This window comes from Amycolatopsis benzoatilytica AK 16/65 (genome assembly GCF_000383915.1).
Classification (GTDB): domain Bacteria; phylum Actinomycetota; class Actinomycetes; order Mycobacteriales; family Pseudonocardiaceae; genus Amycolatopsis; species Amycolatopsis benzoatilytica.
The window spans coordinates 4,789,396-4,802,995 of sequence record NZ_KB912942.1 but is presented as its reverse complement, the minus strand read 5'-3'; the positions used below and the strand labels follow the sequence as shown (position 1 = coordinate 4,802,995).

Sequence of the window (13,600 nt, the reverse complement as noted above, 5' to 3'; positions counted from 1 at the left end):
GGGGATGGCTGCCGCACGTCCGGGAGGGGCCCCTTGCCGGAATCCAAGTCCGGCAAGGGGCCCTTCACGGACTGGAAGTCCGTCAGCGGCAGCGGTAGCTGGCCGCGACGGCCGGATCGCCGTGGCCGGAGTACCGCGAGATCTGCGGGTACGGACACAGGTCGCGGGTGCGCCCGGTGTCCGACTTCGCCGGCAGGGTCGCCGGGGCGGTCCCGTGCTCGACCCAGTCGACCAGCGCGCCGAGCGGGTTCACCGGGTACGCCGCGCCCGGTCCGGACTGGCAGTGCGGGGTGCCCGGCGCGAGGAACAGCCGGTAGAAGTCGTTCACCCGCCGCGCGCCGCCCATTTCGCGCTGGACACGCTCGCGGTAGAGGAGCGTGCCGTCCGGCGGGATCAGCTGGTCCGCTGTGCCGACGTAGCTGATCAGCTTCCCGCCGGCGCGCCGGAACGCGGACAGGTCGGCGTTCGATGTGCCGATGGTCCGGTCGTACTCGCGCACGGACTGGCGGAACACGTCGGCGTATTGGCGGTAGCTGAGATTCGCGGTGTCGAAGCCGAGGTCCTTCTTCACGAACGCCTTGACCCAGGCGGTCGCCACGACGAAGCCGTCGGAGGTCAGCGTGCCGTCGGCGGCCGGGCGGGTCGCGGCGACGCCGGCGAAAGACGCACCCTTGGGCAGCCCGGGCCACAGCTTGCGGCCTCGCTCGTCAGCCGGGCCGTCCCAGATCTTGCCGACCACGCGGGCGTCCGCGGCGGTGACGGTGATTTCCTTGCCCTCGCACAGCACCTTGGTGCCGATCAGGCTCCGCGGGTCGTAGCCGCACTCGTCCGGGATATCAACGATCCCGTCTCGTACGCCGTCCTTCGCGTCGCACGCCTGGATCGCGGCCTGCTGGAACCTCGCCAGGACACAGTTGCTGGGGAAGTCGTGCTCGTTGTTCATCACGGTCTGCGGCCACAGTGTGGCCACCGCGAACTGGCTCCACTGCACGGCGGGCGCGTCGGCCAGGATGCCGTTGAAGTCGCCGGGGTAGTTCTGCGCTTCGGAATAGCCCTGCCGGCCGCCGGTCGAGCAGCCGTTCCAGTACGAGTAGGACACCGCCTTGCCGTAGTACCTCAGCGCGATGTCCTTGCCCAGCAACGCTTCCTCATGGGCGGAGCGGCTGGCGAAGTTGGTCAGCAGCGGCTGGTTGACGGTCCCGTCGGCGCGCAGGCCCCAGGAGGTGTCGATGAAGGTCAGCGGCAGCCCGGCGTCGGTGGTGACGCCCGCGTAGCCGTCCTTGACCGCCTGGACCAGCGGTGCGGTGAAGTCGCCCGCGTTGTACGCGCTGCCGCCCGCGGCCTGCAGCCGGCCGGACCAGTGGGACTCCGGCAGCGTTACCGCGACCTTGACGTGGTCGTTCGCGCCGGGGTGCGTCAGGGTGACCTCGATCTGGCAGTACGCCGGGACGTCGGGGACGGTCTGGGCCGGCGTGAACGGGGTAGCGGGGAAGGTGACGGTGCCGCCGGGATGCCGTTCGGCGTGCGTGGTTTCGATTTGCGCTCCGGGCGGAGCGGTGACGGCCGTCGCGGCGCACGTCGGAGCCGGTGCGGCAGCGGCGGTGGGGCTGAGCGCCCCGGCAGTGCCCACCAGCAGTGGGACCAGTGCCGCGAACGGCACGATTCTTGCCCAGCGTTTCATGGTTTCCTCAGGTTCTCGGGGCGATGCCCGCCCGCGGTCCGGATGGGACGCGTGGGGGGCGAGTGCACGCGTCCGACGCTAGGACGGGGCTGCCTACATCTCGTGTACGTCCGCTGGATGCAGTGCGCTGAGCTGCGGTGACGCGGTTCGGTTTCTTCCCGGCGGCGAGCACGCACGCGGCGGCGGGGACGGATTCCCTGCCGTCGCACGAGATCTTCCGCGCGGGAGTCCCGATGAGCCGCGACCAGCTCGGTCCGGTCAAGCGCGCCGACGCCGCGCCGTTGACGATGGCGTATGCCGAGTCGTGGCGGATCGATCTGAACCGGAGCGACCGACGGAGTCGTCGACCTGCGCTGAGCTGAAGGACAACCTCGCCCGCGAGTCCGCCGCATCGGCGTGGGGGAGCCGGTCGGACCACGCGGCCGGCCTTCCCAGCCTGGTTCGGCTAGCTTGGCCGAGGCCGTCGTCCATTCCGTGCCGTTTCCGGCCCCCGCCCCCGGTTTCTGGACTTGCGGGTCCAAAATCAGGTTCCTATCCTCGCTGGCACAGCCGATCGAAAACGACCGGCAACGAAACTGCCAGGAATCGACAGGGGATGTTCTCCATGGCTTCGGCCGACAACGACAAGCTGATCCGTGAATTCGTCGGCACCTTCGCGAAGAAAGACGCCGCCGCGCTCGCGCCGTTCTTTGCCGAGGACGTCGTCTTCGTCAATTACGGCGAGCAGCCGGTGCGCGGACGCGACGCGGTCGTCGCGGTGTGGGCCGGGGTGTTCGGCAACTTCGAGCGGGTCGAGTTCGAGACACTCCACCAGGCCGTCGACGGCGACGTCGTGCTCGCCGAGCAGGTCCATGGCCTGTCGCTGCCCGGCGGGAAACTCGCGCCGATCCGGAACATGGCCGTCTACGAGATCGCCGGCGGCCGGATCGCCGCGTGGCGCGACTACACCGACGCGGCCTACGCCGCGACCCTCCTGCAAGCCTGACCCGACCCGTTAAGGACAAGATAATGCGTGCGGTAGTAGTGGAAGAATACGGTGGTCCGGAAGTACTGAAGTACCGGGAATGGCCCGATCCGGAACCGGCCGCCGGCGACCTGCTGGTGGACGTCGAGTTCGCCGGGATCAATTTCATGGACACCGGCTCCCGGGTCGGTTTCGGGCTGGCCGGGCAACCGCCGGTCATCCCCGGCGTGGAAGGCGCCGGACGCGTTGTCGCACTAGGCGAAGGGGTGACAGATTTCGCGGTCGGCGACCGGGTCGCCTGGGTCGGCGTCTACGGCAGCTACGCCGAGCGGCTGGCCGTCCCCGCGGTGCAGGCGGTGCCGGTGCCGGACGACATCCCGAGCGACATCGCGGCTGCGACGATGATGCAGGGCATCACCGCGCACCACTTCGTGACCGAATCCGCGCCGCTCGCCGAGGGCGAGATCGCGCTGGTGCATTCGGCCGCCGGAGGGGTCGGGCGCACCTTGGCGCAGCTGCTGAAGCTGCGCGGGGCGCGGGTGATCGGCCTGGTGTCGCGGGAGGAAAAGGTCGCGGCGGCCAAGGACGCGGGTGCGGACGACGTGCTCGTGTCGTCGGACGGCGACTTCGTCCAGCGCGTCCTCGACCTGACCGGCGGCGAAGGCGTGCACGCGGTCTTCGACGGCGGCGGCTCGGCCACGTTCCGCGCGTCGCTCGAAGTCCTGCGCCGGTCCGGGACGATGGCTTACTTCGGCCCGCTGAACGGAGACATCCCGACCGTGCGGATGCTGGACCTGCCCAAGAGCATCAAGCTCGTCTACCCGGTCTACTCCGACCACATCGCGACGCGGGAGGACTTGCTGCGCCACACCGCCGACCTGTTCGGGAAGATCCGCGACGGGCAGCTGCGCATCGAGGTGAGCCGCCGCTACCCGCTGAGCGACGCGGAACAGGCCCACCGCGACATCGAATCCCGGCGCACGTCCGGCAAGCTGCTGCTCGCCCCGCCACCTCCGGATCGGCTGGACGTCGTCCTCGACTGACCTGGTTCGCGGGCTCGCGATGGTCAGCCCGACATGCCACGGTCCAGCAACAACGCCAGCACGCCTCCGGTCAGTAGCACCAGTCCCGCCAGGAAAGCCCCGCGAGCGATCGTGAGCATCTTCTCCTTGGCGGGCCTGCGTGCGGCGGCAACCAGTCCGGCCAACGCTCCCGCCACCGGGAGCGCAGGCGCCAAAGTGCCTGGCACGCCGAACTCCCAGAGGGAGCGGCCGTGCAGAAACCCTGCTACACAGGCGAAGAACAGGGCTTCGGACAGCGCCGCGCCAGCGGCCATCATCGCTGCCCGGCCGCCGACGGAGAACCGGGCGGCGGATCGGGCCGGGTCGCCGGCATCGGACATCGGGACTCCTTCGGTCGCAGCAATCCTCGCCGGAGGAGGGGCAGCCGGACAGCGTGGTTCTACTCAGGTTCTCCGGTGCTTTAGTTCCGAGGCGGTGGCGGGGGTCTTTCGTAATCACGGGAAGGTCGTTACGCGGAGGCCGCTGACGACGCGCGGTATCGGTGCGTATGCCCAGATCAGTGCGACGGCGGTCAGCAACCTGCTCAACTCCGACGAGGAACGCTGAACCGCGAGCCCTTTTCACTGTGGCTGTCGCGCCCCGCTGAAGAACGTGAGCATCGATCGGCGAGCGCGGAAGCCACCGGTTATCACCCCCCGGCCCCCGACCACCCCAATGTGGCATTGGGTGCATCTGACGCACCGAATGCCACATTGGGTGCATCTGACGCACCCAATGTGGCATTGGGGTGATCGGGGCCAGGGCAACCGGCGGTGGTCAGTGGGCGGCGGCCCCGGCGCGGCGCTTGGTCCAGATGTCGTAGGCGACCGCGGCGAGCAAGACCGCGCCCTTGACCAGCATGACGCGCTCGCTGGGGGCGCCGATCAGCGACATCCCGTTGTTGATGACCGCCATGATCAAGCCGCCGGTGATCGCGCCGACGACCTTGCCGACACCGCCCTGCACCGCGGCGCCGCCGATGAACGCCGCGGCGATCGCGTCCAGTTCGAAGTTGACGCCCGCGGTCGGCCCGGCCTGGTTGAGCCGGCCGGCGAAAATGATCCCGGCGAGCGCGGCGAGCACGCCCATGTTCACGAAGACCCAGAAGGTGACGGACTTGACCTTCACCCCGGACAGCGTCGCGGCCTGCCGGTTCCCGCCGATCGCGTAGATGTGCCTGCCGAATACGGATTTGCCCGCCACCAGCGAGTAGCCGAGCACGAGCACGGCGAGCAGGACCAGCACCCACGGCAGGTTGCGGAACCGGGCGAGCTGGACGACGACAGCGAGCACCAGTACCGCGGCCGCGGCGATCTTGAGGACGAACAGCGGGAACGGGTCGACTTCCTGGCCGTAGCTCAGCCGTCCGGCCCGGTTGCGCCACCGCGACACCACGATCCCGGCGACCACGGCCACCCCGGCGAGCAGGCTGACCAGGTCGGCGCCGCCGAGCGGGCCGAGGCCGATGTTCCCGAGGTAGCCGCCGGTGAAGCCGTTGGACAGGGTGCGGATCGCGTCCGGGAACGGGCCGATGCCCTGGTTGCCGAGCACGGTCAGGGTCAGCGCCCGGAAAGCGAGCATCCCGGCCAGCGTGACGATGAAGGCGGGGATGCCGAAGTAGGCCACCCAGTATCCCTGCCAAGCCCCGATCACCGCGCCGACGACGAGGGTGATCAGCGCGGCGAGCGGCCAGGGCAGGCCGAGGTTGACCATCAGCACGGCGGCGACCGCGCCGGTCATCGCCACCACCGAGCCCGCCGAGAGGTCGATGTGCCCGGCGATGATCACCAGGATCATGCCGATCGCCAGGATCAGCACGTAGGAGTTCTGCACGATGATGTTCGAGATGTTCTGCGGTTCGAGCAGCGCGCCGCCGGTGATCACCTCGAACAGCACCACGATCAGCGCGAACGCCACGTAGATGCCGCTTTGCCGGAGGTTGATCGAGACCCGGCGGGGACTCCGGCCGGCGGGCGGGACGGCCGCCTCCGCCCGCGCGGGTTTGGTGGTGGTCATGGCCGTTCCTTCGTCATGTGTCGCATGAGCACTTCCTGAGTGGCCTCGGCGCGGTCGAGCTCGCCGGTGATCCGGCCGGCGGACAGCGTGTAGATCCGGTCGCAGAGGCCGAGCAGCTCCGGCAGTTCGGAGGAGATGACCAGGACCGCCTTGCCCTGCGCGGCCATCTCGTTGATCACCGTGTAGATCTCGTATTTCGCCCCGACGTCGATGCCCCGGGTGGGCTCGTCGAGGATCAGCACGTCCGGGTCGGTGAAGATCCACTTCGCCAGGACGACCTTCTGCTGGTTGCCGCCGGAGAGCTTCCCGGTGACGCTGCGCACCGACGGCGCCTTGATCCGCAGGTCACGGCGGAACCGGGTGGCGACATCGTGTTCGGCGTGCTCGTTCACCCAGCCGCGGCGGGAGAGCGAGGGCAGCCCGGCCGCCGACGTGTTGCGCTGGATGTCGTCGATCAGGTTGAGCCCGTACAGTTTCCGGTCCTCAGTGGCGTAGGCGAGGCCGTTCCGGATGGCGTCGCGCACGGACCGGACGGAGATCTCCCGGCCGTCCTTGACCAGCCGTCCCGAGATGTTCGTGCCGTAGGAACGGCCGAAGACGCTCATCGCGAGCTCGGTGCGGCCGGCGCCCATCAGCCCGGCGAGCCCGACGATCTCGCCGCGGCGCAGCGTCAGGTTCGCCCCCTGGACGACGACCCGGCCGGGCTGACTGGAACTGTGCACGGTCCAGTCCTCGATCCGGAGCACCTCCTCGCCGATCTGCGGTTCCCGCGGCGGGAACCGGTGTTCGAGGTCGCGCCCGACCATGCCGGTGATGATGCGTTCCTCGCTCAGCCCGGCCGCGTCGAGCGTCTCGATGGTCTTCCCGTCGCGCAGGATCGTGACCGTGTCCGCGATCGCGGTGACCTCGCCCAGCTTGTGCGAGATGATCACGCAGGTCACGCCTTCGTTGCGCAATTCGCGCAGCAAGGCGAGCAGGTGTGCCGAATCGTCGTCGTTGAGCGCGGCGGTCGGCTCGTCGAGGATGAGCAGTTCGACACGCTTGGACAGGGCTTTGGCGATCTCGACCAGCTGCTGCTTGCCCACGCCGAGATCACTGACCGGCGTCACCGGGTTCTCCCGCAGGCCGACCCGGCGCAGCAGGTCGGCCGCCTCGGAATTGGTCCGGTTCCAGTCCACCCAGCCGCGCCGGGCCCGCTCGTTGCCGAGAAAGATGTTCTCGGCGATCGAAAGCTGCGGGCACAGCGCCAGCTCTTGGTGGATGATCACGATGCCGCGCCGCTCGCTGTCCCGGACGGACCCGAACGCGCACTGCTCGCCGTCGAAGACGATCTCGCCGTCGTAGGAGCCGTGCGGATGCACCCCGGACAGGACCTTCATCAGCGTGGACTTCCCGGCCCCGTTCTCCCCGCAGACGGCATGGATCTCGCCGCGCCGCACGGAAAGCGTGACGTCGGACAGCGCGGTGACGCCGGGGAAGGTCTTGGTGATCCCGCGCATCCCGAGCAGTTCGGTCATTTCAGCTGACCCGCGGTGTAGTAGCCGGAGTCGAGCAGTTCCTTCTGGTAGTTGGACTTGTCGACCACGACCGGCTGCAGCAGCTGGGCGGGAACGACCTTCTTGCCGTTGTTGTAGTCGCTGGTGTTGTTCACCGCGGGCTTCTGTCCCTTGAGGACGGCGTCGGCCATCTTCACCGTGACGTCGGCGAGCTTGCGGGTGTCCTTGAAGACCGTGGAGTACTGCTCGCCGGCGATGATCGACTTGACCGAGGCGACCTCGGCGTCCTGGCCGGTGACGACCGGGTAGGGCTGGCCGGCGGTGCCGTAGCCGTTGCTCTTGAGCGCGGACAGGATGCCGATCGACAAGCCGTCATACGGGGACAGCACGCCCTGGACCTTCGTGCCGCCGGTGTAGGTCTTGGTGAGCAGGTCCTCCATCCGGCGCTGCGCGGTGGCCGGGTCCCAGCGCAGGATCGCGGTGGGGGCGAAGTCGGTCTGGCCGCTCTTGACGATCAGCTTCTTGCTGTCGATCAACGGCTTGAGCACCGACATCGCGCCGTTGAAGAAGAAGGTCGCGTTGTTGTCGTCGGGCGAACCGCCGAACAGCTCGATGTTGAACGGCCCCGGCCCGTTGCCGAGCCCCTTGAGCAGCGAGTTCGCCTGTTCCACGCCGACCTTGAAGTTGTCGAAGGTCGCGTAGTAGTCGACGTCGGGCGAGTTGCGGATCAGCCGGTCGTAGGCGATCACCGGGACCTTGCGGTCGGCCGCTTCCTGCAGCTGGGTGGTCAGCGCGGTGCCGTCGATGGACGCGACGATCAGCAGCTTGGCGCCCTTGGTCAGCTGGTTCTCGATCTGGTTGACCTGGGTGGGGATGTCGTTCTCGGCGTATTGCAGGTCCACCTTGTAGCCGAGCTTTTCCAGCGCCGACTTGATGTTGTCGCCGTCGTGGATCCAGCGTTCGGACGATTTGGTGGGCATGGTGACGCCGATCAGCGCGCCGGCGGCACTGCCCGACTGCTGGTCGGCGCTTTTCGCGCTCGACCCGCAGGCGGCCATTCCGAACCCGAGCACGGCCACGCCGGTCGCCGCGGCGACGGTGCGAATGCTGCGAATGAACCTCATTGTTCGTTCTCCTTTTCCTAGAAGCCCTGGGCGAGCCGGTAGTAGGCCTGGTTCCAGCGAATGCGGTCCGCGAAGTCCGCGGCGGTGGTCGAGTTGTCGACGACCAGGAGCTCGACGCCGAGCATCCGGGCGAAGTCCCGGACGGTTTCGGTGCCGACCGCCTGGGTCAGCACGGTGTGGTGCGGTCCGCCCGCGGTGATCCACGCTTCGGCGGACGCGGTGAGCGACGGTTGGGGCTTCCAGACCGCGCGCGCGACCGGCAGGTTCGGCAGCGGCTCGTCCGGCGGGACGACCTCGATCTCGTTGGCCACCAGCCGGAACCGGTCGCCGAGGTCGGCGAGCCCGAGCACCGCGCCGGGACCGGGCTTGGCGTCGAAGACGAGCCGGACCGGGTCCTCGCGGCCGCCGATGCCGAGCGGGTGGATCTCGCAGGACGGTGTCCCGGCCGCGATGCTCGGGCACACTTCCAGCATGTGCGCGCCGAGGATTTTCGGTTCGCCCGGCCCGAAATGGTAGGTGTAGTCCTCCATGAAGGACGTTCCGCGGTCCGAGCCCCGGCCCATCGCCTTGACCGCGGCGAGCAGCGCCGAGGTCTTCCAGTCGCCCTCGCCGCCGAAGCCGTAGCCGTCGGCCATCAGCCGCTGCACGGCCAGTCCGGGCAGCTGGCGCAGCCCGCCGAGGTCCTCGAAGTTCGTGGTGAACGCGCCGAAGCCGCCTTCGGTCAGGAAGGACCGCAAACCGAGTTCGATCTGCGCGGCGTAGCGCAGCGACGCGTGCCGTTCCCCGTCGCGAGCCAGCGCCGGGTCGAGCCGGTATTCGTCGGCGTACTGCGCGACCAGCATGTCCACGTCCGCGGGAGACGCGGCGTCGACGCGCTCCACGAGTTCGGTGACGCCGTAGGTGTTCACCGAAACGCCGAACTGGAGTTCCGCTTCGACCTTGTCGCCTTCGGTGACCGCGACGTCGCGCATGTTGTCGCCGAACCGGGCCAGTTTCGTCGTGCGCAGATGCGCCGCGCCGATCGCGGCCCGCGCCCACGCGTCGATGCGCGCGACCACCGCCGGGTCGGCCGCGTGTCCGGCGACGGTCTTGCGCGGGACGCCGAGCCGGGTCTGGATGAAGCCGAACTCCCGGTCGCCGTGCGCGGCCTGGTTCAGGTTCATGTAGTCCATGTCGAGACTGGCCCACGGCAGTGCGCTGTCGAGCTGGGTGTGCAAGTGCAGCAACGGTTTGCGCAGCGCGTCCAGGCCGGTGATCCACATCTTGGCCGGGCTGAAGGTGTGCATCCAGGCGATCACGCCGACACACCCGGGGTCCGCGTCGGCCTCCCGCAGGACCCGGCGGATCCCGGCGGACTCGGTCAGCACCGGCTTCCCGACCAGCTCGCAGGGCAGCTCGCCGGAGCCGGCGAGCAGCTGCTGGATCCGCAGCGACTGCCCGGCGACCTGGTCCAGGGTCTCCTCGCCGTAGAGCGCCTGGCTGCCGGTGAGGAACCACACCTGCGGCTTGGTCATCTGTTCTCCTTGCAGTGTCACGAGTTCAGTGCTGTCCGTAGACGTTCTGGTAGCGCGCGTGCAGCCGGTCGACGTCGTCGTCCGACAGCGGGGCCGGCGTGCCGAGCTGGTGTGCGATGTGGACAGTGCGCGCGACGTCCTCGACCATCACCGCGGCTTTCACCGCGTCCCGTGCGGTGCGGCCGACGGTGAACGGGCCGTGGTTGCGCATCAGCACGGCGGGGGAGCGGGTGGCGCGCAGGGTATCCACGATGCCGCGGCCGATCGAGTCGTCGCCGATCAGCGCGAACGGGCCGACCGGGATCTCCCCGCCGAACTCGTCCGCGATCATCGTCAGCACGCACGGGATGGGCTCGCCGCGGGCGGCCCAGGCGGTGGCGTAGGTCGAATGCGTGTGCACGACTCCGCCCACCTCGGGCAGGTGCCGGTAGACGTAGGCGTGCGCGGCGGTGTCCGAGGACGGCGCGAGTTCGCCGTGCACCAGGTTTCCGTGCAGGTCGGTCACGACCATCGTGTCCGCGGTCAGGTCGTCGTAGGAGACGCCGGACGGCTTGATCACCATCAGGTCCTCGCCGGGCACCCGGGCCGACACGTTGCCCGCGGTCCAGATGACCAGCTCGTTGCGGGTCAGCTCGCGGTGCAGCAGGGCGACGGTCTCCCGCAGTTCGGCGATCGTCCCGCGCGCCTGGGCGGTCAGGGTCATCGGTCCTGTCCTTTCGCGAGTTCGCGGCGGCGCGCGGCGAGGCGGTGCATCACGTCGTTGCCGCCGCGGCCGAAGTAGTCGTGCAAGGTCGTGTACTCGGCGTAGAGCTCGTCGTAGGCGGCCGCGTTGGCGGGCACCGGCTGGTGCACCGCGCGCTGGACCGAACCCATCGCGGCGGCGGCCGCGCGCACGTCCGGATAAGCCCCGGCGGCGACCGCGGCGTGGATCGCGGAGCCGAGCGCGGGGCCCTGCGCGGAACCGATCACGGACAGCGGAAGCCCGGTCACATCGGCATAGATCTGCATCAGCAGCGGGTTCTTCGCCAGCCCGCCGGCGATGATCAGCTCGGTGACCGGCACTCCGGCGGCACGGAAGGTCTCGATGATCTTCCGGGTGCCGAACGCGGTGGCTTCCAGCAGCGCGCGGTAGGTGTGCTCGGGCCGGGTGCCCAGGGTCTGCCCGACGATCAGCCCGGACAGCTCGTGGTCGACCAGGGTCGAGCGGTTGCCGCTGTGCCAGTCGAGCGCGATCAGCCCGTGCTCGCCGATTTCCTGCCGGGACGCCAGTTCGGTGAGGTGGTCGTGCATGCTCTGGCCGGATTCGGCGGCGTAGGAAGCCGGGACGCACTGATCGACGAACCAGCCGAAGATGTCGCCGACGCCGCTCTGGCCCGCTTCGTAGCCCCAGAGCCCGGGAACGATGCCGCCGTCGACCACTCCGCACATGCCGGGCACTTCGCGCAGCTCGGCGCCGTTCATCACGTGACAGGTGGAAGTGCCCATGATCGCGACCATCTGGCCCGGCTCGACCGCCTGCGCCGCGGGCGCGGTGACGTGCGCGTCGACATTGCCGACCGCGACCGCGATCCCGGCGGGGAGCCCGGTCAGCGCCGCCGCTTCCGGGCTGAGTTTCCCGGCGAGCGCGCCCAGCTGCCCGATCTCGTGCTCCAGCTTTTCGTCCACAAAGAACTCAAATCCGGGGGCCAGCCGGCCGAGGAAATCGCGGTCCGGGTAGCGGCCGTCCTGATAAATCCCCTTGTAGCCGGCTGTGCAGGCGTTGCGCACGTAGGTTCCGGTGAGCTGCCAGACGATCCAGTCCGCGGCTTCGACCCAGTGCCGCATCGCGCGGTAAACCTGGGGTGCCTCCTCGAACACCTGCAGTGCCTTGGCGAACTCCCATTCGGACGAGATCAGCCCGCCGTACCGGGCCAGCCACGGCTCGCTGCGCTCGCGGGCCAGCTCGTTGATCCGGTCGGCTTGCGGCTGCGCGGCGTGGTGGCGCCACAGCTTCACGTATGCGTGCGGATCGCCGGCGAACTCCGGCAGTTCGCACAACGGCGTGCCGTCCGCGGTGGCCGGGATCATCGTGCAGGCAGTGAAATCCGTGCCGATCCCGATCACGTCGCGCGGATCCGCGCCCGCTTCGGCCAGCGCGGCCGGGACCGCGGTGCGCAGGACGTCCAGGTAGTCCGACGGAACCTGCAGCGCCCAGCCCGGCGGCAGTTCCGCGGCGGTCCCGGGCAGCCGGTCGTCCACGACGCCGTGCCGGTATTCCGAGACCGCGGTGCCCAGTTCGGCCCCGTCGCGGACGCGGACCACCACCGCGCGGCCGGACAGGGTGCCGAAGTCGACACCGACGACAAGAGGATCTGCTGCCACTGGAGGTCGTGCCTTCCTGCTTCTGTTAGCGCTAACAATCGATAGCTGGCGGATGCCGAGGGAACGGTCGCGAGGCCGGGTTTACCGGGGCCCGGTGCTGTCCCGGACGATCAGGTCGGGGGCTACGAAATGGCGGATGTCCGGGGCTCCGCCCTCCATGCGTTCGACGAGCAGGCGGAAGGTCCGCCTGCCCACCTCGATGAAGTCCTGCCGGACAGTGGTGAGCGGCGGGCTGAAGTAGGCCGCCTCGGGCACGTCGTCGAAACCGGCGACGCGCACCTGGCCGGGCACGGAGATCCCGGCTTCGGCGAACGCGCGCAGCACGCCCAGCGCCATCTGGTCGTTCGCGACGAACACCGCGTCCAGGTCCGCTTCCTCGACCAGCCGCCGCCCCGCCTCGTAACCCGAGCGCGGACTCCAGTCCCCGCGCAGCGGCGGCGGTACCCGCGCGCCGCGCCGTTCGAGGGTTTCCCGCCAGCCGCGTTCCCGCTCCAGCGATTCCAGCCAGTCTTCCGGTCCGGCGACGTGCCACACCGTCTCGTGGCCGAGCGACAGCAGGTGCTCGGTGACCCGGCGGGCCCCGTCGTGCTGGTCGACCGAGATCACCGGCACCGGCGACGACTTTCCGCCGCCGACCGCCACCATCGGCACGTCCGCGGGCGCCTGCCGCAGCGCCGCGCCCGCGCTGACATGCGGCGCGATCACGACGATCCCGCCGACCGCCTGGCGGCGCAGGTTGTCCACCGCCTCCGCGATCGACGACCGGCGCGGCCGGCTGACGCTGGAGATCGTGATGCCGTAGCCCTCTTCACGGGCGGCGTGCTCGATCCCGTACAGGGTGCTCGCCGGACCGTACAAATTGGATTCGAGGGCGACGACGCCGAGCGTGTTCGACCGTCCGGTCGCCAGCGTCCGCGCGGCGGAGTTCGGCTGATATCCCAACTGGTCCACCGCGGCCAGCACGCGAGCCCGCGTTTCGGCGCGGACGGCGCCGGCGCCGTTCACGACGCGGGAGACCGTCATGTGCGAAACACCGGCCAGCGCGGCGACTTCGGCCAGTCCGGGCTGACGTTTGCCCGAGGCTGCATCGGTGGGCATCCAGGTGCCTCCTCGCGGTGTTCCGGGGTGGGGAGTACGGCTATGTTAGCGATAACATCGGCCAGGTCAACCCTTCGTTGCACAACTGTTCCAAGCAAGTGAACAGGCGGTCCTTCCTCCGCGGACCAGCGGATCTTGCTCGGGCGAAGGCCGTCGCGACGGGGGAAACCGGACGAAGCGGGTGCGCGGACGTAGCGGCTACGCGATGCGGAAGTCCGTGAGGGGCCGCTCGCGGCACTCGGCGTCTGTGAAGGGAACATTGAGGGACTCAGAGTCCCTCAATGT

Annotated in this window: 12 protein-coding genes; 3 read left to right on the top strand and 9 right to left on the bottom strand. The window is 69.4% G+C overall.

Annotated elements, in window-relative coordinates:
• Positions 1-82: 82 nt before the first annotated feature.
• Positions 83-1,681 (bottom strand): tannase/feruloyl esterase family alpha/beta hydrolase, encoded by a 1,599-nt coding sequence (locus AMYBE_RS0122005; protein WP_027927883.1) that lies wholly within the window; start codon positions 1,679-1,681, stop codon positions 83-85.
• 137 nt (positions 1,682-1,818) lie between these two features.
• Here AMYBE_RS0122005 and AMYBE_RS0122000 point away from each other — a divergent pair, with 137 nt between their 5' ends.
• From AMYBE_RS0122000 to AMYBE_RS0121990, 3 genes are all read left to right on the top strand, one after another.
• On the top strand, positions 1,819-2,043 hold the full coding sequence (locus AMYBE_RS0122000; RefSeq protein ID WP_020661549.1) for a hypothetical protein: 225 nt from the start codon (positions 1,819-1,821) through the stop codon (positions 2,041-2,043).
• Between the two features lie 242 nt (positions 2,044-2,285).
• Complete coding sequence (locus AMYBE_RS0121995) at positions 2,286-2,666, top strand: SgcJ/EcaC family oxidoreductase (protein WP_034289042.1); 381 nt, start codon at positions 2,286-2,288, stop codon at positions 2,664-2,666.
• A 23-nt stretch (positions 2,667-2,689) separates the two neighbouring features.
• Positions 2,690-3,688 (top strand): quinone oxidoreductase family protein, encoded by a 999-nt coding sequence (locus AMYBE_RS0121990; protein WP_051124764.1) that lies wholly within the window; start codon positions 2,690-2,692, stop codon positions 3,686-3,688.
• A gap of 23 nt (positions 3,689-3,711) precedes the next feature.
• Here the strand turns inward: AMYBE_RS0121990 and AMYBE_RS0121985 are convergent, their stop codons facing one another.
• The 8 genes from AMYBE_RS0121985 to AMYBE_RS0121950 form a co-directional block, all read right to left on the bottom strand.
• Positions 3,712-4,047 carry a hypothetical protein gene (locus AMYBE_RS0121985; RefSeq protein ID WP_020661546.1) on the bottom strand — a complete coding sequence of 112 codons (336 nt, stop codon included), beginning with the start codon at positions 4,045-4,047 and terminating at the stop codon, positions 3,712-3,714.
• Positions 4,048-4,483: 436 nt separating this feature from the next.
• A complete protein-coding gene (gene mmsB, locus AMYBE_RS0121980) occupies positions 4,484-5,722 on the bottom strand; it encodes a multiple monosaccharide ABC transporter permease (RefSeq protein WP_020661545.1) in 1,239 nt (412 codons plus the stop codon).
• Complete coding sequence (gene mmsA, locus AMYBE_RS0121975; RefSeq protein ID WP_020661544.1) at positions 5,719-7,239, bottom strand: multiple monosaccharide ABC transporter ATP-binding protein; 1,521 nt, start codon at positions 7,237-7,239, stop codon at positions 5,719-5,721. Before mmsA ends, mmsB begins: the two co-directional genes overlap by 4 nt.
• Positions 7,236-8,342: a multiple monosaccharide ABC transporter substrate-binding protein gene (gene chvE, locus AMYBE_RS0121970; protein WP_020661543.1), complete on the bottom strand. Its 1,107-nt coding sequence runs from the start codon at positions 8,340-8,342 to the stop codon at positions 7,236-7,238. The genes mmsA and chvE overlap by 4 nt, the downstream gene beginning before the upstream one ends.
• A 17-nt stretch (positions 8,343-8,359) precedes the next feature.
• Entirely contained in the window at positions 8,360-9,856 is a 1,497-nt protein-coding gene (araA, locus tag AMYBE_RS0121965; protein ID WP_020661542.1) for an L-arabinose isomerase, read from the bottom strand.
• Between the two features lie 25 nt (positions 9,857-9,881).
• Positions 9,882-10,559: an L-ribulose-5-phosphate 4-epimerase gene (locus AMYBE_RS0121960; protein WP_020661541.1), complete on the bottom strand. Its 678-nt coding sequence runs from the start codon at positions 10,557-10,559 to the stop codon at positions 9,882-9,884.
• The gene (araB, locus tag AMYBE_RS0121955; RefSeq protein ID WP_020661540.1) at positions 10,556-12,217 is read right to left on the bottom strand and encodes a ribulokinase; all 1,662 of its coding nucleotides are present in this window, start codon (positions 12,215-12,217) and stop codon (positions 10,556-10,558) included. The genes AMYBE_RS0121960 and araB overlap by 4 nt, the downstream gene beginning before the upstream one ends.
• 81 nt (positions 12,218-12,298) lie before the next feature.
• Positions 12,299-13,315: a LacI family DNA-binding transcriptional regulator gene (locus AMYBE_RS0121950; RefSeq protein ID WP_020661539.1), complete on the bottom strand. Its 1,017-nt coding sequence runs from the start codon at positions 13,313-13,315 to the stop codon at positions 12,299-12,301.
• Between the last annotated feature and the right edge of the window lie 285 nt (positions 13,316-13,600).